General features: G+C 64.2%; 18 protein-coding genes. 10 read left to right on the forward strand and 8 right to left on the reverse strand.

Features of this window, described 5'->3' with window-relative positions; translation table 11 throughout:
* The first annotated feature begins 130 nt into the window (after nucleotides 1-130).
* Together ppc and PV760_RS12365 are read left to right on the forward strand one after the other, a co-directional pair.
* Complete coding sequence (gene ppc, locus PV760_RS12360; RefSeq protein WP_110504971.1) at nucleotides 131-2,929, forward strand: phosphoenolpyruvate carboxylase; 2,799 nt, start codon at nucleotides 131-133, stop codon at nucleotides 2,927-2,929.
* A gap of 88 nt (nucleotides 2,930-3,017) precedes the next feature.
* Nucleotides 3,018-3,323 carry a hypothetical protein gene (locus PV760_RS12365; protein ID WP_018778005.1) on the forward strand — a complete coding sequence of 102 codons (306 nt, stop codon included), beginning with the start codon at nucleotides 3,018-3,020 and terminating at the stop codon, nucleotides 3,321-3,323.
* Here PV760_RS12365 and PV760_RS12370 read toward each other — a convergent pair.
* Nucleotides 3,320-3,979, reverse strand: a complete 660-nt coding sequence (locus PV760_RS12370) for a DedA family protein (RefSeq protein WP_035733737.1) — start codon at nucleotides 3,977-3,979, stop codon at nucleotides 3,320-3,322. The genes PV760_RS12365 and PV760_RS12370 overlap by 4 nt on opposite strands.
* A 54-nt stretch (nucleotides 3,980-4,033) precedes the next feature.
* On the opposite strand from PV760_RS12370, the gene PV760_RS12375 reads away from it, so the two are divergent.
* Nucleotides 4,034-4,570 carry an O-acetyl-ADP-ribose deacetylase gene (locus PV760_RS12375; protein WP_193590870.1) on the forward strand — a complete coding sequence of 179 codons (537 nt, stop codon included), beginning with the start codon at nucleotides 4,034-4,036 and terminating at the stop codon, nucleotides 4,568-4,570.
* A 21-nt stretch (nucleotides 4,571-4,591) separates the two neighbouring features.
* On the opposite strand, the gene PV760_RS12380 is transcribed toward PV760_RS12375, so the two are convergent.
* A complete protein-coding gene (locus PV760_RS12380; RefSeq protein WP_354627914.1) occupies nucleotides 4,592-5,524 on the reverse strand; it encodes an RluA family pseudouridine synthase in 933 nt (310 codons plus the stop codon).
* 151 nt (nucleotides 5,525-5,675) lie between these two features.
* Here PV760_RS12380 and PV760_RS12385 point away from each other — a divergent pair, with 151 nt between their 5' ends.
* Nucleotides 5,676-6,314, forward strand: coding sequence for an ArsR/SmtB family transcription factor (locus PV760_RS12385; protein WP_018778001.1), 639 nt, complete (start codon nucleotides 5,676-5,678; stop codon nucleotides 6,312-6,314).
* On the forward strand, nucleotides 6,307-6,999 hold the full coding sequence (locus tag PV760_RS12390; RefSeq protein WP_055976859.1) for an SRPBCC family protein: 693 nt from the start codon (nucleotides 6,307-6,309) through the stop codon (nucleotides 6,997-6,999). Before PV760_RS12385 ends, PV760_RS12390 begins: the two co-directional genes overlap by 8 nt.
* A 40-nt stretch (nucleotides 7,000-7,039) precedes the next feature.
* Here PV760_RS12390 and PV760_RS12395 read toward each other — a convergent pair whose 3' ends face one another.
* On the reverse strand, nucleotides 7,040-7,615 hold the full coding sequence (locus tag PV760_RS12395; RefSeq protein ID WP_231949127.1) for a TetR/AcrR family transcriptional regulator: 576 nt from the start codon (nucleotides 7,613-7,615) through the stop codon (nucleotides 7,040-7,042).
* Nucleotides 7,616-7,694: 79 nt separating this feature from the next.
* Between PV760_RS12395 and PV760_RS12400 the strand changes: the two genes are divergently transcribed.
* Nucleotides 7,695-8,192, forward strand: a complete 498-nt coding sequence (locus PV760_RS12400) for a DUF4188 domain-containing protein (RefSeq protein WP_354627865.1) — start codon at nucleotides 7,695-7,697, stop codon at nucleotides 8,190-8,192.
* Between the two features lie 95 nt (nucleotides 8,193-8,287).
* Here the strand turns inward: PV760_RS12400 and PV760_RS12405 are convergent, their stop codons facing one another.
* Nucleotides 8,288-8,854, reverse strand: coding sequence for a MerR family transcriptional regulator (locus PV760_RS12405; RefSeq protein WP_354627915.1), 567 nt, complete (start codon nucleotides 8,852-8,854; stop codon nucleotides 8,288-8,290).
* Here PV760_RS12405 and PV760_RS12410 point away from each other — a divergent pair.
* Together PV760_RS12410 and PV760_RS12415 are read left to right on the forward strand one after the other, a co-directional pair.
* Entirely contained in the window at nucleotides 8,744-9,280 is a 537-nt protein-coding gene (locus PV760_RS12410) for a zinc-binding dehydrogenase (protein WP_354627916.1), read from the forward strand. The genes PV760_RS12405 and PV760_RS12410 overlap by 111 nt on opposite strands.
* Before the next feature lie 173 nt (nucleotides 9,281-9,453).
* Nucleotides 9,454-9,717 carry a hypothetical protein gene (locus PV760_RS12415; RefSeq protein ID WP_354627866.1) on the forward strand — a complete coding sequence of 88 codons (264 nt, stop codon included), beginning with the start codon at nucleotides 9,454-9,456 and terminating at the stop codon, nucleotides 9,715-9,717.
* Between the two features lie 68 nt (nucleotides 9,718-9,785).
* Here the strand turns inward: PV760_RS12415 and yczR are convergent, their stop codons facing one another.
* Nucleotides 9,786-11,234 carry a MocR-like transcription factor YczR gene (yczR, locus tag PV760_RS12420; protein WP_354627867.1) on the reverse strand — a complete coding sequence of 483 codons (1,449 nt, stop codon included), beginning with the start codon at nucleotides 11,232-11,234 and terminating at the stop codon, nucleotides 9,786-9,788.
* Between the two features lie 61 nt (nucleotides 11,235-11,295).
* Here yczR and yczE point away from each other — a divergent pair, with 61 nt between their 5' ends.
* Nucleotides 11,296-11,925 carry a membrane protein YczE gene (gene yczE / locus PV760_RS12425; protein WP_026267203.1) on the forward strand — a complete coding sequence of 210 codons (630 nt, stop codon included), beginning with the start codon at nucleotides 11,296-11,298 and terminating at the stop codon, nucleotides 11,923-11,925.
* Between the two features lie 15 nt (nucleotides 11,926-11,940).
* On the opposite strand, the gene PV760_RS12430 is transcribed toward yczE, so the two are convergent.
* The 3 genes from PV760_RS12430 to PV760_RS12440 all read right to left on the reverse strand — a co-directional run bounded on the left by PV760_RS12430 (nucleotide 11,941) and on the right by PV760_RS12440 (nucleotide 15,634).
* Nucleotides 11,941-13,200 (reverse strand): glycoside hydrolase family 26 protein, encoded by a 1,260-nt coding sequence (locus PV760_RS12430; RefSeq protein ID WP_502921439.1) that lies wholly within the window; start codon nucleotides 13,198-13,200, stop codon nucleotides 11,941-11,943.
* 1 nt (nucleotide 13,201) lies between these two features.
* On the reverse strand, nucleotides 13,202-13,639 hold the full coding sequence (locus tag PV760_RS12435) for an STAS domain-containing protein (protein ID WP_354627869.1): 438 nt from the start codon (nucleotides 13,637-13,639) through the stop codon (nucleotides 13,202-13,204).
* 90 nt (nucleotides 13,640-13,729) lie between these two features.
* A complete protein-coding gene (locus tag PV760_RS12440; RefSeq protein ID WP_354627870.1) occupies nucleotides 13,730-15,634 on the reverse strand; it encodes a glycosyltransferase family 2 protein in 1,905 nt (634 codons plus the stop codon).
* A 303-nt stretch (nucleotides 15,635-15,937) separates the two neighbouring features.
* Between PV760_RS12440 and PV760_RS12445 the strand changes: the two genes are divergently transcribed.
* Nucleotides 15,938-17,194 carry a ricin-type beta-trefoil lectin domain protein gene (locus tag PV760_RS12445; protein ID WP_354627871.1) on the forward strand — a complete coding sequence of 419 codons (1,257 nt, stop codon included), beginning with the start codon at nucleotides 15,938-15,940 and terminating at the stop codon, nucleotides 17,192-17,194.
* Nucleotides 17,195-17,258: the final 64 nt, after the last annotated feature.

The raw sequence follows: 17,258 nt of genomic DNA on the forward strand, positions 1-17,258 counted from the left end.
GTGCCAAATTTTGAGACGCATTCTTTGCTGGGGTCGGGGCCGGGTAAGATCCCGTAGGAAACAACAGTAATCCGGCTCACAGTATCCAGCGCAGTGTACGGGCCAAACCTGACCCCGAAGGTATGTATCCATGGTTCACACTGCCCATCAAGACACCGACCTCGCTGCAGAACTGCGGGCCGACGTGCGTCGCGTTTCGACTCTTCTGGGGGAGTCGCTGGTTCGGCAGCACGGTCCGGAATTGCTCCAGCTCGTGGAGCAGGTGCGTCTGCTGACCAAGGAATCGAAGGAAGCCGCGCGGGGCGGCGCGGATGCGACGGGTCCATGGAGCGCGCACGACGTCGTAGCCCAGGTCCGCGAGTTGCTCGCCTCCCTGCCACTGGACCAGGCGACGGATCTGGTCCGCGCCTTTGCGTTCTATTTCCACCTCAGCAATGCGGCCGAGCAAGTGCACCGCGTCCGGGGACTCCGCACCCGTCAGGAAAAGGATGGCTGGCTGGCCAAGGCCGTGTCCGAGATCGCCGGGCAGGCAGGCCCGCAGGTTCTCCAGGACGTCATCAATGAACTCGATGTGCGTCCCATCTTCACGGCGCACCCCACGGAGGCTTCGCGGCGTTCTGTGCTGGACAAGGTCCGCAAGCTCTCTGATGTCCTGGCCGAAGCTACGGAGGAAGGCACCTCGGCGAGGCGCCGCCAGGACCGCCAGCTTGCCGAAATCATCGACCAGATGTGGCAGACGGATGAACTCCGCCAAGTGCGCCCCACTCCGGTGGATGAAGCGCGCAATGCCATCTACTACCTGAACAGCATCCTCACCGATGCGATGCCGGAGATGCTGACTGACCTGTCCGAGCTCCTCGAGGAACACGGCGTGAAGCTGCCCGCAGCGGCTGCCCCTCTTCGTTTTGGTTCCTGGATTGGTGGAGACCGCGACGGCAACCCGAATGTGACGGCTGCCGTGACCCGCGAGATCCTGCAGCTCCAGAACCAGAATGCCGTGCGGATCAGCATTGCCCTGATCGATGAGCTCATTTCGGTCCTGTCCAACTCCACGGCCCTTTTCGGTGCCGACCAAGCGCTGCTTGATTCCATCACCGAGGACCTGAAGAACCTGCCGGGCCTGGATAAGCGCATCCTTGAACTGAATGCGCAGGAGCCGTACCGGCTCAAGCTGACCTGCATCAAAGCGAAGCTGATCAACACGGGCCGCCGGGTTTCCGGTTCCACGCACCACCAACCGGGCCGCGATTACGCCACCACGTCCGAGCTGCTGGCAGAGTTCGGCTTGCTCGAGGATTCCCTGCGGAACCACTCGGCCGGACTGGTGGCCGATGGTGCCCTTGCGCGCGTTCGCCGGGCCATCGCCGCCTTCGGCCTCCACCTGGCCACCCTGGACATCCGTGAGCACGCCGACTACCACCATGACGCCGTCGGACAGCTTGTGGACCGCCTCGGTACCGAAAAGCCGTACGGCGAGCTGACCCGCGAGGAACGGTTTGCGTTTCTCGGTGCGGAGCTCGCGTCACGCCGGCCCCTCTCCGGCCACCCGATCAAGCTCGAGGGCACGGCAGATGGCACGTACGACGTTTTCCGGAGCATCCGCCAAGCACTGCACACCTATGGCCCGGACGTGGTGGAAACCTACATCATCTCCATGACCCGCGGCGCGGACGACGTCCTGGCCGCAGCTGTGCTGGCCCGCGAGGCCGGCTTGTTCGACCTCTTCGGAGCCAAGCCCCACGCCAAGATCGGTTTTGCTCCGCTGCTGGAAACCGTGGAAGAGCTGCGTGCTTCGGCGGAGATCGTGGACCAGCTGTTGTCCGATCCTTCGTACCGCGAACTTGTCCGCCTCCGCGGCGACATCCAGGAAGTCATGCTCGGGTACTCGGACTCCAATAAGGAATCCGGCGTGATGACCAGCCAGTGGGAGATCCACAAGACCCAGCGCAAGCTGCGCGACATTGCTGCGAAGCATGGCGTGCGGGTGCGCTTGTTCCACGGCCGCGGCGGTTCGGTTGGCCGTGGTGGTGGACCTACCTACGACGCCATCATGGCCCAGCCGAACGGTGTGCTCGAAGGAGAGATCAAGTTCACCGAGCAGGGCGAGGTCATCTCGGACAAGTACTCGCTTCCTGAACTGGCCCGCGAGAACCTTGAACTGTCCCTGGCGGCGGTGATGCAGGGTTCGGCGCTCCACCGCACTCCGCGTACCTCCGAAGACGAGCGCGAGCGCTACGCCAACGTCATGGAGACCATCTCCGACGCCGCGTTTGCCCGGTACCGCAAGCTCATTGACGATCCCGACCTTCCTGCCTACTTCCTCGCCTCCACCCCGGTGGAGCAGCTGGGGTCCCTGAACATCGGATCACGTCCTTCCAAGCGTCCGGATTCCGGGGCAGGACTTGGCGGGCTCCGTGCCATTCCGTGGGTCTTCGGGTGGACGCAGTCCCGGCAGATCGTTCCGGGCTGGTTCGGTGTGGGCTCAGGGTTGAAGGCTGCGCGCGAGGCCGGGAACACCGGACAACTCGTTGAAATGATGGACCGTTGGCACTTCTTCCGTTCAGTTATTTCGAACGTGGAAATGACTTTGGCCAAGACGGACATGGAGATTGCGGGGCACTACGTTTCCTCCTTGGTCCCTGAGGAACTGCACCGCTTGTTCCACATGATCCGTGACGAGTACGAACTCACCGTGGCTGAGGTTGAACGGCTCACCGGTGAGATGGAGTTGCTGGACGCCCAGCCGACGCTGAAGCGTTCCCTGGAAATCCGCGACCAGTACCTGGATCCGATCAGCTACCTGCAGGTGGAACTTCTCCGCCGCGTACGCGAGGAGTCGGTCTCCGGTGCCGAGATCGACGAGCGGCTTCAGCGGGCCATGCTCATCACGGTCAATGGCGTGGCAGCCGGCCTGCGCAACACCGGCTAGGCAGCCGCCGGACCGGAATGCTCCCTCACTTCCTGGTGGGGGAGCATTCCTGCTTAAGCGGGCCACGGGAGGGCGTTAGGGTGGTGGGATGCCGTCGTTCCAGACCAAGTTGAAGATCACTGGCCTCAAGCCGGGCAACGCTCCTGAGTCCGTCATGGCCGCAGCGGTCGAAGCCTTGGAAACCCGCCACCACGTTGAAGCGAACCAGCTGGATATCGTGGGCGGCGTCCCGCAGATCAGCCTTCGTTTCATGGTGGATGCCCGGGACTATTCGGGTGAGAACGACGAGGCCCGGACGTCGGCTGCGATGATGCGTGACGCCGTCGAACGTGTTGCGGTGACCGGCAGCCTGTACGTGCTGCGCCGGAACCGGGGCCGCTGGTCGCCTGTCTAGGGCTGCAGGCCCTCTTCGGGCCGCGCTACGTCGCCGGGAGCGTCGCCGTCGAACGGTTCGTCCACGGGGGAGCGGGTCCCGCGCCGCCGGGTGACGATCAGGCCAACAACCACGCCGATCACCAGGCCCACACCAACGCCGATAAGCGAGCTGGCCCAAAACGGCAGCTTGGTGGTGGAGCCGGTGAAGTAGCCCAGACCCACCTGCCACACAGCCCACAGGACTCCGCCCAGGCTTGCACACAATCCGAATCCGCGGACCGAAACGTTGGCAATTCCTGCTGCGGCCGACGTCGCGAGCCGGCCGCCGGGGATGAAGCGCGCGCCGATAATGGTGCCGTAGGTGGAGGAGCGGCCGGCTTTGGCGATGGCCTCGTGGATTCCGCGGTGGACCCGGCGGCCCCATGACCAGCGGTCCAGGACATGGCTGATCCGCCGTTTGAACAGCAGGAAGACCGCCATGTCCCCGAGCCAGGAGGCGAAAGCGGCCAGGAAAAGAATCAGCCAGAAGTTGGCGTGTCCATCGGCTGCGAGCGCTCCACCGGTGATGACCACCATTTCGGAGGGGATGGGCGGGAAGATGGCATCGCCCAGCACAATGGGGACGATCCACAGGTAGATAGCGGATCCCCATGTCTCCGGGGCAGTGATGTCCATGGGCACAAGGTACCGCACTTGCCGACCCCGCCGCGCGGGCGCGAGACTGTGGGCATGCGCATCGACATCCTGCACGGTGACATCACAACGCGTTCAGTGGACGCAATCGTCAATGCAGCCAATTCGTCGCTGCTCGGTGGAGGGGGAGTGGATGGGGCCATTCACCGGGCCGCCGGTCCGGACCTTCTTGATGCGTGCCGGGGGCTGAGGCACGCGGAATTGCCCGGCGGGCTGCCGGTTGGCGCGGCTGTCGCGACGCCTGGCTTCCGGCTTCCGGCACGTTGGGTCATCCACACGGTGGGCCCCAACCGGCATGCCGGAGAAACTGATCCGGCATTGCTTGGATCCTGCTTCCGCGAAAGCCTGAAGGTGGCGGTCGGACTTGGTGCCCGGTCCGTCGCCTTCCCTGCGATCAGCGCCGGAATCTATGGATGGGACGCCCGCCAGGTTGCCGAGGTGGCGTTCGACGCCGTCGGGTCGTTTGCGTCGTCAGCGGAACGCGATACGGCCGCTGGTCCGCTGGAGTTGGTGGAGTTCGTGTTGTTCTCCGAGGACACGACGGCGGTCTTCCGGTCCGTGTTCGACGCCTGACGCCGGCTGCCCCGGGTTGCTTTAAGAGGGGTGGGCTTCGCTGAGTTCCAGCTGGCTCCGGTATTCCACGGGCTGCTTGGTGATGGGGTCCACGAAGGTGATGCCGCGTGCCAGGAGTTGGAGCGGCTTGCTGTAGTCGTCCGGGGCTTTGTCCAGCAGGTCCGGATAGAAGGCGTCATTGACGATGCCCAGTCCGAGCGAAGCCATGTGTACCCGCAATTGGTGTGTCTTGCCGGTGTGCGGCTCCAGCCGGTACAGCGCGTGCTGCCGGGGGCCGGCGTCGAACGTCCTTACCTGCTCTATGCGCGTTTCCGCGTTCGGTTCGCCGTCGATGACTTCGGCCAGCAGGTAGCTGCGGGACTTGGTCATGCGGTTGCGGACGGTGGCGGGAAATTCGACGACGGGAAAACCTGCGGCAGGTGTCGCGGCGGACACGCACTCGTATTCCTTCCGGACCTGGCGCTTCTCGAAGAGGACCTGGTACTTGCCGCGCGTCTCCGGGTTGGTGGAGAGCAGGAGCAGGCCGGCAGTCATGCGATCCAGCCGGTGCATGGGGATGAGGTCCGGGAGATCCAGCAGGTTCCGCAGCCGGACCAGGGCGGATTCCTGGATGTAGGTTCCGCCGGGAGTGGTGGGGAGGAAGTGCGGTTTGTCCACCACCAGGATGTGCTCGTCCTGGTGGAGGATGCTGATCTCCACGGGCAGCCGGGTTTCCGGGGGCAGGGTGCGGTAGTACCAGACGAAGGTGTGGTCCTCCAGCTTGGTGCTGCGGGTCAGCGGTACGCCGCCTTCGCCCACGATTTCGCCGGCATCAAACCGGTCCTCGATGCCCTGGGGGTCGATGTGTCCCCAGCGGTGCATCATGTAGTCCATCGCGGTGACCCAGGGCCCTTCGTCCGGGAGGCGGAGGCGGGTCGCGTTCACGCCGTCGCGCACGGGGAGGGGGGATTGCATCACCGGGCAATTCTACTTTGCCTGCGTTGTGAGGCCTGCTTTGCGTCCAATTCGTGGCTGAAAGCGCGCAGAAGAGGCCCCACAACGGATGCAGCTTCCGAACATAAAAAAGTTCTTGACCATAAAAGTTGTCGGTGGTCATACTGTAAGCATGTTGGACATCGAAGTGATTGAGGACCCGGCGGCGGCGGAAGCTTCGCTGGACCCCATCCGGACGCGGATCCTCCGGGAACTCGTCGAGCCGGCGTCGGCCACGCAACTGGCTGCCAAAGTCGGGCTGCCCCGCCAGAAGGTGAACTACCACCTCAAAGCCCTGGAACGCCACGGCTTGGTGGAGCTGGTGGAGGAGCGGCGCAAAGGCAACGTCACGGAACGGGTCCTGCGCGCAACGGCGGCCTCCTACCTGATCTCGCCCGTTGCCCTGGCTTCCGTCGCACCGGACCCGCGGCGGTTCTCCGACCGCTTCTCGGCGTTCTGGCTGTTGGCGCTCGCCTCCCGCACCGTCCAGGAGATGGGCAAGCTCATCTCCGGTGCGGCCCTGGCAAGGAAGAAGCTGGCCAGCTTCGCCATCGACGGCGAAATCACTTTCCGCTCCGCCGCTGAACGCGCGGCGTTCGCGGAAGAACTTGGGGTGGCGGTGACGCGCCTCGTGGACAAGTACCACGACGGCGGTGCTGCCGCAGTGGCGGGCGGCGGGCGCAAGCACCGGCTCGTCGTCGTCCTCCACCCCGCACTGAAGACCCCCTCGCAAACGGAAAAACCGGCAGATAAGGACCAAAGCAATGACTGACAACCGTAAATTCGAAATCGTGGCGGACACCGAGCTGCCCGGCACGCCCGAACGCGTCTGGAACGCCGTCACTGCCGACACAGCGGCCTGGATGTTCCCCACGGACCAGTGGCCCGCGGAGAAAACGGTGGAGGAGTACCCCACTCATTTGGTGTCGCGGATGGAGGGCCCCGACGGCTGGTTCAACCAGTTGGAACACGTCCTGGAGCCGTTGGAAGGTGGCCGCGCCAAGCTGCACTACGTCCACAGCGGGATTTTCGCCGACAACTGGGATGAGCAGTACGACGGCGCCAGCAAGCACACCCGCTTCTACCTGCACACCCTGGGCCAGTACCTGCAGTACTTCGACGGCAAGCCGGTGACGTTCACGGACATCCAGGCGCCGGCGGCGTCGCAGGTGCCGGATGGTTTCGTGCAATTGAAGAAGGCCCTGGGAGTCGACGGCACCGCTGCCGGGACTGCTGTTGACCTGGAGCTCGACGGCGTTGGGCGGCTGAGCGGCGAGGTGGACTTCTCTGATGAGAACTTCCTCGGCCTGCGGACGGCGGATGCCATGTACCGGTTCTTCGGCCGCAACGTTTTCGGGGCCCCGGTGGGGATGACCGTGCACGATTTCAGTGGTTCCGGAGATGCGGAGCTGACCGCGAAAACCTGGGGCGCCTTCCTGGAGAAGGTGTACGCGTAGGGTTCCCCTGCCTGGGTGCCTGGGTTCCCCTGTCCGGGGACTAGGGGGCCCAGGCGCGGGCCACCGATTCCAGGGCGGCTTCGTAAATGCCGGCCCAGTCGGTTTCCGGCGCATTCATCCGGGCCAGTTCCAAGCCCACCAGGCCGTGGACCTGGCCCCAGATAGCCATCGCCACCACCGTAGGGTCTCCGGCCCGGAGCCTTCCCGCTTCCTGCGCGGAGGTGACTGCCTCCACCAGGGGAAGCATCGAGTCGGAGGCGACTTCCGGCGTCGGAGTGCATTCAACGTACGCCGCCAGCGCGCCGCCGAACATCAGCCGATACAGCGCCGGGTGGTCCAGGGCCCAGGTCCGGTAAGCCCGGCCAAGGTCCAGCAGGCCGCCCGGAGCTGCCTGGCGCTGTGATTCGCCAAAGGAGCGGAAGCCGTCGTCGATGGCGGCCTGCAGCAGCTGGGCCTTGCCGCCGAAAAGCGAGTAGATGGCCGATGTCGACGTTTCCGCTGCCGTGGCGACGTCGCGCAGGGTGACGCGGGCGGGGCCCTCGCGGTCGACGAGTTCGGCCGTGACGGCCAGGAGTCTTTGCTGGACCAGATGGTCATGAACGATGGGTCTTGCCATGCCTTCCATTGTTTCATAACATCGTTTCATAACATTGTTATGAAACCGGACCTGAGAGTCCACAAAGCGAAGGAATGTCATGGCACAAAAAGTCTTTCCCGGCCGCTTCACCGCAGACATCGGCCGCAGCGACGTCACGGTCTTCCTCATCGGCATGCGGGCCAACAAGTGGTGGAAGATGGGCCAGGTAGCCAAGGTTGCCTCGGCCATGCCCGCCATGATGCAACACCTGGCCACCAACCCCGACGCCGGCCTGCTCGGGAGCGAACAGTGGTTTGGGCGCACCACCATCATCCTGAGCTACTGGGAAAGCCCGGAACACCTGCGGCGGTTCGCGGCGGACCGGGACTCGCCCCACCTTGGGCCCTGGCGGAAGTTCATGAAGGAGATCGCGGGCAGCGGCGACGTTGGCGTTTGGCACGAGACGTACCAAGTTCCCGCGTCCGGCATCGAAGTGGTGTACAACGGCATGCCGCTGTTCGGCCTGGCCAAGGCGACAACGCAGGTTCCCATCGGCCCCGGCACGAACACGGCCAAGCAGCGGATGGGTTCAGCCAAGCTCGCGGGCCAGTCGTAATAGCCTGGCGTATCAGCGCTGCGTAGCGGGCCAGCGAATGAAACCAGGGATCCAGACGCCTGGCCCAATGCACTGGGTCAATCAGACGCTGTTCACTAGCTCCTGGCTGCTTGAAGTGCGCGAATGTCATCAGCGACCGGCGCGCCATCACAGTCAAGTCCTGCAGCGATCAGTTCCTGGTAATGCTGGATCTTGGCTTCCAACGCTGCTTGAGCTTGATCAATCTTGCGACGGCGCTCCTTCAGCAACTCCCGGGCGCGCTCCAACAAGTCGATTCTGCGGCCGTGGCTCGCTGCACCCTCCATGAGCAACTGAACGAAGGTTTTCATCTTGGACGTCGACATTCCAGTGTCGCGAAGGGAGGTCAGCAGCAACACGAGATCACGCTCCTGCGGCCCGTACTGCCGCCGCCCCGAGGAACCACGGCGCACTGTTGGCAGGATGCCAACACGTTCGTACCAGCGGAGAGTATCACTGCCCATCTCGCCCTCACCGCAGTTTCCAGGTTCTCTCCTGGCGAGAGCCTGCTCATCCACGCCGGCGTCGGCGGACTGGGATCCCAATTCGCGCAGGTTGCCCGCGCACTCGGCGCAGGCCGTGTCGATGCCGTTGTCGGTACGCCAGCCAAGCAGGACATCGCGCACGAGCTCGGCTACGACCATGCCTATCTGCGCAGTGATGTGGCATCAATGGACGCTGATACCTACGACATTGTTATCGATCCCGTCGGGGGTGCGGCGACAAAGGCCGGGTTCGGCGTTCTACGCGCAGGAGGACGTTTGGTTCGCGTCGGCAACGCATCGCAATCTCCGGATGTTGCACTCAGCTCCATGGCTCACTGGATCGAGAACAAAACCACTGCAGGGTTCAATGTTGGCGCGTGGCTGGCCGAGCGGCCGGAGGAGGGCGCAGCCTCACTCCGGTGGGCTCTCGAGGCCGCGGCCCGGGGCGAGATACGCGTCGATCTGACACGAGTGGGCGAGGTCAACGAGGTTCCGGATCTCCTGGCCGCCTTGGAGCGGGGCGATACCACCGGCAAACTCGCCGTCCGCATGGCGGTTGGCCGACACAGTGAGATCTTGCTTTAGTCCGATTGGGACCCCTAGCGCTGTGGGAAGTTCTCCCCATTTGCTCGGACGGTGATCTGTCTTACAGTCGGGGAAGCGTCCAAAAGAGGGCAACTCAACATCGTCGGCGAGGTTGCCCTCGGTTTCAAATCCCAGGCAATTGCAAAATCATACAAACCGCTTCAGGAGTGAATATGAACTTCAAAAAATCCTTGACCGCAACCGTTGTCGCGTTGGGACTTGCCACTGGGGCAGGCTTAAGTGCCGCAGCCTCAGCCAACGCTTCGTCTATGTGGCAAACCAGGCAGAGTACCTCCTCGGCCTGCTGGAGTAGCGTAAATGCCAAAGTCGTTGACCTGTTGCGGCGTGGCAACAAGGTCGAAATGACGAACTGCTCCGGTGTCTCCGCAGCCGCTGGCGGCGGCTACATGGGGATCATCCTCTATTCACGAAAGTAGTTAGCCCGCTGGCCACAGGTCAGGGACGTCACCCTGACTGTGGGTGCCCTCCCTGACCTGTTCATGCCTTAGGCGACGGCGGCCGGGCGCCCGGGTTTGAGGGTCCGGCGTAGTTGCGGGGAAGTGTCGAGCTTGTCCTGGGCGGCGCGCAGGGCACCGACGGCAATCTCCAACTGAGCCGGGGGCAAGGTGTAGGGCACGCGCAGGTAGTGCTCGAACGCGCCTCCCACGCCGAAGCGCGGACCGGCGGCCAGGCGCACGCCGAAGTCAGGTGCCAACACCGTCAGGGCGGTGCTGCATGGACTCGGCAGCCGGCACCAAACAGTCAATCCACCCTTGGGCGTTTCCACCTCCCACTCGGGCAATTGCTGCCCCAGGAGTCGCAACAGTGATTCCCGGTTATGGCGCAGCTCCTCGAGGCGTGCGTCCAGGGGATCGGAGAACGACCTGATCAGGCGCGCCGCCGCCAGTTGCTCAACCACGGGGCCACCCAGATCCATGACGGTACGGGTCGCTATGAACCGGGCGACGAGGTCCTCGTCCGCCCGGATCCAGCCGGTCCGCAGGCCCGCCCAATGGGACTTGCTGAGCGAGCCGATGGAAACCACGACGGGACTGAAGGCGGACATCGGAGCTGTGCGGACGCCGTCGAGGTTCAACCCGCGAAGCGTCTCATCAACAACCAGCACCGTCCCCGCGGACGCGGCCGCGCGGGCCAGTCGCCGGCGCTGCAGATCGGACATGATGCGCCCGGTCGGGTTGTGGAAGTCCGGAACGAGGTAGGCCATCGCGGGCCGTTGGTGGTTCATCATGGCCACCATGGCGTCGATGTCCCACGCCGGAGAGGTTCCCGCAGGCAAGGCGACCGGGAGGATCCGGCATCCTGCGGCACGGATGGCATCCAGGGCATTGGGGTAGCTGGGGTGTTCCACCATGACCCGGTCCTGCTTGCCCGCCAGGGTCCGCAGCACGATGTTCAGCGCATGCTGCGCCCCGGAAGTGACAAGGATCTGGTCAAGGGTGGTGGGCACGCCTTCTGCCGAGTATTTGTCCGCGATCGCCTCGCGAAGGGCCGCTACGCCCACGGCGTCGTAACCGAAGCCCGGCAGGAGCGCCGGTAGCTCGGTGAGTGCTTCCGCGAAGGACCGGTGTACTGCTTCACCCGCCGCGGGCAAGGAGGCGTAGGCCAAGTCGAGGATACCCTCCGGTGCGGCCAGGCCAGGCATGCTCGCCGGCGTCGAGCGGAAGGGGATGCAGGTCCGCCCGCGGCTGCCCTGCCCGGCCGTGAGGAATCCTTGTTCCCGGAGGCTCGCGTACGCGGCCGTCACGGTGGTGCGGCTGACGCCCAGCGACTGGGCCAGCGCCCGCTCGCTGGGCAGCGCGACGTCCAGCGGGATGCGACCGTCCATCACGAGTAAACGCACGACGTCGGCGAGCTCGCGGTAGGCGGGCAGGACGCCGGCGTTCCACTGCCCCAGGAGACGGAGGAGGGCGGTGGGATTCAGTGAGGGAGCCATAAGACCAGTATTCCAAACTGGCTATGGAATACAAGGCCAGTTTTCTTGGAGGATGGAGAACATGATGACCCGCAGAATCACTCAACTCCTGATCGGCCTGGCAATGTACGGCATTTCCCTGGCCATGTTCATCCGGGCCGGCCTTGGGCTGGACCCTTGGGATGTGTTCCACCAAGGCCTGTCCCAGAAGACCGGCTTCAGCATCGGCGTAGTGGTCATCGCGGTCAGCTTCCTGGTTCTCCTGCTCTGGATCCCGCTCCGGCAGATGCCCGGCATCGGTACCATCGCCAACGCGGTCCTGGTGGGCCTCTTCGCAGACCTTGGACTCTGGCTTATCCCGTCGTTCTCGCACCTCGGCGGGCAGATCGCCATGCTGGCCGGCGCCGTGATCCTCAACGGCATCGCCTCCGCCTGCTACATCGGAGCCCGCTTGGGTCCCGGGGCGCGTGACGGGCTCATGACGGGCCTTGTCCGGCGCACCGGGTGGTCCGTGCGACTGGTCCGCACCGGCATCGAAGTAGTGGTCCTGGCTGTGGGGTTCCTGCTGGGCGGCTCCGTGGGAGTGGGCACCGTGGTCTACGCCCTGGCCATCGGTCCGATCGTGCAGGTCCTGCTGCCGAAGTTCATGGTCCCGGAGCGGCCAAAGGCAACGGCCCCCACGGAAGCCGTGGAGGCCGCAGCCGCTGCGTGAGCCTAGTCCTCCCGCCTAGCGGCACGCCTCCAAGTCCTCGCCGTAGCGCAACCAGTCCGGCAGGTCCCGGGCCAGCGCGTCACGGATGGTGGGAGATCCTGCGCTCCTCCAGTCGACGTCGTCGTTAATCTCGATCTCGTACTTCTTCCACTCGAACCAGTTGATCATTTTCAACTGCGGATACTTTTGGTGGGTTTCGGCGGAGAAGACCTGGCGCCACCATGCCTGCTTGACGTCCAGCTCGGAGGCCCCGCTGCGGGCAGGAGTGAAGATCGCTGCGGTCTCCGGGATGGCCACAGGGCGGTTATGGTCCACACCGTATACCTGGTAGAAATCCGGCACGGCACTGTCGTTACCTGCTGTGCCGCTGTACGTGCCCGTGAGCATGGCCAGGAACTTGCCCGGTTCGGCAATGTCGTTGTTGCCCCAAGGCCGCTGGTTGCCCCAGTGGTAGAGCGAGACGCCCACCCAATCCACGGCGTCATCCCCCGGATAGTAGGGAGCGTAGGTGTCATCGGACATCGTGAGCGTGCCATCGTGGTCGGTGTCCAGCGCGGCAAAGTCCGGGGTGCCCGGACGGGCCGCGAACTGGCCACCCGTAAACGGATAGCCTCCGCCGTAGTTGGGTGCCCACATCATGGAGGTGCCGGGAGCTTGGGAATGAATGGCTGCCGCCACCTTCCGGAACACCTCCACGTAGCGGATCGGCTGCTGGCCCCACGAGTACCAGGAGCCGTTCATCTCATGCGCAAAACGCACGACGACGGGCGTCCCCTGATCGTTGATGGCCCGCAAGTCTGTGGCCAATTTCGCGATCACCTCATCGCTCATGGTCGCCAGGCCGCCGTGCGGCTCAAGGGTCAGGAGCAGCGCACCGCCCGTTGCCCGGACCTGGGTGACGGCGTTCGTGGTGTGGGACCACGTCTCGTCGTCGTAGGGGATGTCCGAGAACTGGACCACCACCGCGGGATCATGGCCGAGGTTTGCGCGGTGTTCGGCCAAGGTCTCTGAATCCCAATCCAGGTTGACCCCAAGAAGCACGCCATCTTTGGGAATGATGGATGCCGCATCCGCGGCCCTGCACAAGGACAACGCCTGGACGATGGGGACCACTTCCCTGGAAGCGAACCCCAAACCGGTGGCGGCCAGTGCTGTTACCACGACGGGAACAAGAAGGCTTGCACGCCTCCGTTTGCGGTCAGGATGGCCAGTGAAGGAAGGCGGAGCCGGCTTCTGGCGCGGCGGCCGTGGCGGAGACACTAATGTCCGGGCCATGTCAGCCCCAACCAAGAGTGCGTGGACGTCGGGTGAACACGTTGAGCCAGGCGAACCTGGACGTCAGGCGGCGTGCACGCACGAGTGTCCGACCACCGTCTACGGCTTCCTCGCGTGTCTCGTAGACACGGGCGACCTGCCCCAGATGGGCCTGGAGGCGGGTGGTTTCGAGCGCCAGGGAGTTACCGAAAAGGCGAAGATCTCCTCCGCGGGCGCGCAGGAAGTGCAGCACCTCCAGAAGACCGACGACGCCGGACGCGCCGATGGTGGTCACTGCGGTCACGTCGAGCAGGACCAGCACGGGCCCGTCGGTTGCTGCCTTGGCTGAGTCCTGCCGGATGGCCTGAACGGTTGCCGCGTTCAACGCACCGGTGAGGGTCAGGTCGACGTGCGCCAGTGATGTGGGGACGATGTTGTGGACACGGGAAAGTGTGGACATGGTGGTCGCTCCTGGCTGGGGGTTGGAACGGCGGTCGTGGGGAAAGGTAGCCGGTCAGCTCTCACTGTGCGGCGTTGTGATGTGCGGTGCTCAGGTGTGTGGCCCTGCGCTGTGCGGGGCTCCAGCGGAATCCGGCCCGAGGACCTCAACGAGTTCCCTGGGGACGGGCACGGGATCCTTCAGGTCATCTCCGGGACCCCGGTACCTTGCGGCGCCGATCACCACACTCAAAAGGGCCAGGTCCAAGGCCACCCAGGCAAGGGTGATGAGGGTGGGGTACAGGGGAGCTTCGCCGGTCGCTGCCCTGGCTATCCCTATGCCCGAACACAAAACCAGGACGGCCATGGCCCCGATCTGGAGCCGCACGTGCTGGAAACCGCGCCCAGTGGCCTGTTTGCTTTTGGCAGTGACCGAGAACGCCAGGTGTTTGCCCAGAAAGACGGCTGCCGCGCCGGAACATGTCGCCGCGATCCACGTGGGGAAGAGAGCAAAGGACCACTGCTGGCCGCGCCAGAGACCCTTGGCTCCGTTGCCCGCCACCTGGAAGAGCAGCTGGCAGGAAATGAAGAACGGCAGGAACAAACAGAAGAAGACCACGGGGCTCGCCGTGAGGGGGTAGGTTCCCGCGACCAGGAAAACCACCGGCGCCGCAATGTAGCTCAAGGCGGCGAAGCCGTTGAGGTAACTGGTCATGGTGCCCAGGTACATGAGGCGCTGTGCCAACGTCAGGCCGCGAAGGAACAGCGGATTGTCTTTGAAAAACACCTGCATGGTGCCGGCTGCCCAGCGGTGGCGCTGCGACAACATGGTGGACACGTCCTCCGGGGCCAGCCCGTGCACCAGCACTTCATGGTGGTAGACGCTTCCCCATCCCATGGCGTGAAGGTGCATGGCGGTTGCCATGTCTTCGGTGATGGTGGTGGTGTCCATCGGGTGGATGGCAAGTGCCTGGTCCGTGTGCGCCACATCCACCGATTCCAGCACCGCGTCAAGTTCAGGCACCACATCGTCCATGGCATCGGGGTTCCCCAACGCCGCAGCATGGAAGGAGACGCGGAGTTCGAAGGTGATTTCCGCCAGGACATCGCCCCTGCGGACCTGATGTTCCGCGCGGGTGATCGCCTCCAGCGCCTGCTCAACCACCGGCATGGCCGCCGGATGCCGCCTGCCCAGCTCGCCAAGGAGATCCTGCAACCGGGTGCGACCCCTGCGCAGGGCGCTCCATGTATGTTCGGTGGCGGTCCGGGTGTAACGCGTCAGGCCCAGGGCCATGAGGGCTTCCCTGCGCAGGACAGCATTGGAACCGCAGAAGAACGCCGCATCCCACCCGTCCTTGCCCTGCTGGATAGGTCCGTAGAACAGCTCCGCCTGGCTGCCCAGGGGATCACGGTCAGGAACATTCCAAAAGTGCTGCGGCGTCTGGACGAACGCCACCTCTCCGGCATCAAAGTAGCCAAGGACACGGTCCAGGAACCGGGGTTCCGGGACTTGGTCCGCGTCCAGAATGGCCACGAATTCACCGGTGGTCATGGAGAGGGCATTATTGACGTTGCCTGCCTTGGCGAACCGCTGCCGGCCATCCCATTCGGGGCCCCGCCTGATGTATCCGACGCCGATCTGCCGGGCTGCCGTGGCGAAGTCGCTGCGGTCGCCATCGTCCAGGATCCACGTTTCGTGCGGGTATTCCATGTCCCTGGCCGCGATGGCCGTCCTGAGGACGAGGTCGAGCGGCTCGTTATAGGTGGCGATGAAAACGTCCACGGTCCTGCCCGGCAGGGCAGGAGGGGGAGGCGGGCGCCGTCGTGCATTCCACATGGTGGCCGCGTATAACGCCGATTCGCCCAGGCTGTACGTTTCCGCCGCAACGAGGGGCAGGGAAATCCACCACGCGTCCCACGCAACGGTGCCCGACCAGCGCCAACTGATGTAGATCAATCCAAAGGAAACCACCAGGACGGCAAGGATCCTTACCAAAATCTGCTTACGAATGCCCATTTTTAGCCTCCGGGTAACTGCTGGGGAAAAGGCAAAGGCACGTCAGTCTGTCCGGACGCCGCTAGGCGAAAGTTGGGAAGACACGGCTGACGCGCCTGGAGCATGCATCGTCGATGCTCAGAGGAAGGAAACACGTTGCGAACGGAATTTACCTGTCCTTATCCCACTCTCGCCCGCTCACATTTCGTCGCCGTTACGGACTTGATAAGTAATTTCGCGCGGAATATTTCCTCGCAGTGACGTTTTGCGTGTCGCTACAAAAAGCCTTGCGTGCGTGGCGAAAAGGCGGTCAGAGTGGCAACCATGAAGCGAAGACTCATGCCTTTGGTGATGGTCATCGTCGGACTGGCCGTCTCAGCGACACTCATCGCTCCTGAACCGCCGGCGCTGGCAGCGGCCGGCATGCCGGCTCCCGGTGCGTTGGTGTGGAGCGATGAATTCAACGGACCAGCCGGAACAGCGCCCGACTCCGCCAAATGGGTCCACGACACCGGGGGATCGGGGTGGGGTAACGGCGAACTCCAGTACTACACCGCCAGCACGCGGAACGCCGCCGCCGACGGGCAAGGCAACCTTGCCATCACCGCGCGGCGGGAAAACCCGGCCGGAAATCAATGCCATTACGGGGCATGTCAGTACACCTCCGCGCGCCTCTTGACGGCGGGGAAGTTCAGCCGCACCCAGGGCCGGTTCGAAGCCCGGCTCAAACTGCCCAAAGGACAAGGAATGTGGCCCGCGTTCTGGATGTTGGGCGACAACGTTTTCACTGATGGCTGGCCCAACAGCGGCGAGCTCGACGTCATGGAAAACGTCGGCAAGGAACCCGGGACAACGTGGGGAAGCATCCACGGTCCCGGGTATTCAGGTGCAAACGCCGCCAACGCCAGCTACACCTTGCCGCACGGTGCCGCGTTGGGGGACGCTTTCCACACGTTCACCGTGGATTGGGCGGCGGATTCCATCACTTGGTACATCGACGGGGTCCCGTACTCACACAAGACCAAGGCCAACACACCCGGGCCATGGGTATTCGACCACAACTTTTTCCTGCTGCTGAACCTGGCCGTGGGTGGTTATTGGCCCGGAGCGCCGGATTCAGGCACCACTTTTCCGCAGGCGCTCCTGGTCGACTACGTCCGTGTGTACGAGCTCGCTGCGGCTCCGTCAGCGGCTCCCGCCAGTGCCAGGATCCAGGGCTACGCGGGCAAATGCATCGATGTTGCCGGACGCCAGGCCACCGACGGTGCCCAGCTGCAACTGTGGGACTGTGAGGCGGCTGCCTCCGAACAATGGACCTTCGCTTCCAACGGCACGGTGCAGTCGTTGGGCAAATGCATGGACGTGGCCTGGGGTTCCACCAGTAACGGCGCCCGCGTCCAGCTGGCCACGTGCAACGGAAACGCCGCGCAGCAGTTCGTGCTGAACTCTGCCGGAGATCTGGTACACCCCCAGGCGAACAAATGCGTGGACGTAGCCGACTGGTCGTGGTCGAATGGTTCACGCCTGCAGTTATGGGATTGCGCCGGGTCCGCCAACCAGAAATGGTGGCGGACGGTGTAGAAAACGTCCGACGGCGACGCGCAGCCAGCGCGGATCCGACGACTATTGCTGGGGCGGCTGGGGA

It is taken from the genome of Paenarthrobacter sp. CC6, from assembly GCF_040560085.1.
GTDB lineage: Bacteria > Actinomycetota > Actinomycetes > Actinomycetales > Micrococcaceae > Arthrobacter > Arthrobacter nicotinovorans.

What these genes read in the sequence shown, in the direction of transcription:
- PV760_RS12390 (WP_055976859.1), top strand. Translation starts at nt 6,307, where the DNA reads ATGACTGACAACCGTAAATTCGAAATCGTGGCGGACACCGAGCTGCCC.
- yczR (WP_354627867.1), bottom strand. Translation starts at nt 11,234, where the DNA reads ATGGCTCCCTCACTGAATCCCACCGCCCTCCTCCGTCTCCTGGGGCAG.
- PV760_RS12405 (WP_354627915.1), bottom strand. Translation starts at nt 8,854, where the DNA reads ATGGTCGTAGCCGAGCTCGTGCGCGATGTCCTGCTTGGCTGGCGTACC.
- ppc (WP_110504971.1), top strand. Translation starts at nt 131, where the DNA reads ATGGTTCACACTGCCCATCAAGACACCGACCTCGCTGCAGAACTGCGG.
- PV760_RS12440 (WP_354627870.1), bottom strand. Translation starts at nt 15,634, where the DNA reads ATGGGCATTCGTAAGCAGATTTTGGTAAGGATCCTTGCCGTCCTGGTG.
- PV760_RS12400 (WP_354627865.1), top strand. Translation starts at nt 7,695, where the DNA reads ATGGCACAAAAAGTCTTTCCCGGCCGCTTCACCGCAGACATCGGCCGC.
- PV760_RS12435 (WP_354627869.1), bottom strand. Translation starts at nt 13,639, where the DNA reads ATGTCCACACTTTCCCGTGTCCACAACATCGTCCCCACATCACTGGCG.
- PV760_RS12415 (WP_354627866.1), top strand. Translation starts at nt 9,454, where the DNA reads ATGAACTTCAAAAAATCCTTGACCGCAACCGTTGTCGCGTTGGGACTT.
- PV760_RS12375 (WP_193590870.1), top strand. Translation starts at nt 4,034, where the DNA reads ATGCGCATCGACATCCTGCACGGTGACATCACAACGCGTTCAGTGGAC.
- PV760_RS12365 (WP_018778005.1), top strand. Translation starts at nt 3,018, where the DNA reads ATGCCGTCGTTCCAGACCAAGTTGAAGATCACTGGCCTCAAGCCGGGC.
- PV760_RS12395 (WP_231949127.1), bottom strand. Translation starts at nt 7,615, where the DNA reads ATGGCAAGACCCATCGTTCATGACCATCTGGTCCAGCAAAGACTCCTG.
- PV760_RS12445 (WP_354627871.1), top strand. Translation starts at nt 15,938, where the DNA reads ATGAAGCGAAGACTCATGCCTTTGGTGATGGTCATCGTCGGACTGGCC.
- yczE (WP_026267203.1), top strand. Translation starts at nt 11,296, where the DNA reads ATGATGACCCGCAGAATCACTCAACTCCTGATCGGCCTGGCAATGTAC.
- PV760_RS12380 (WP_354627914.1), bottom strand. Translation starts at nt 5,524, where the DNA reads ATGCAATCCCCCCTCCCCGTGCGCGACGGCGTGAACGCGACCCGCCTC.
- PV760_RS12385 (WP_018778001.1), top strand. Translation starts at nt 5,676, where the DNA reads ATGTTGGACATCGAAGTGATTGAGGACCCGGCGGCGGCGGAAGCTTCG.
- PV760_RS12430 (WP_502921439.1), bottom strand. Translation starts at nt 13,200, where the DNA reads ATGGCCCGGACATTAGTGTCTCCGCCACGGCCGCCGCGCCAGAAGCCG.
- PV760_RS12370 (WP_035733737.1), bottom strand. Translation starts at nt 3,979, where the DNA reads ATGGACATCACTGCCCCGGAGACATGGGGATCCGCTATCTACCTGTGG.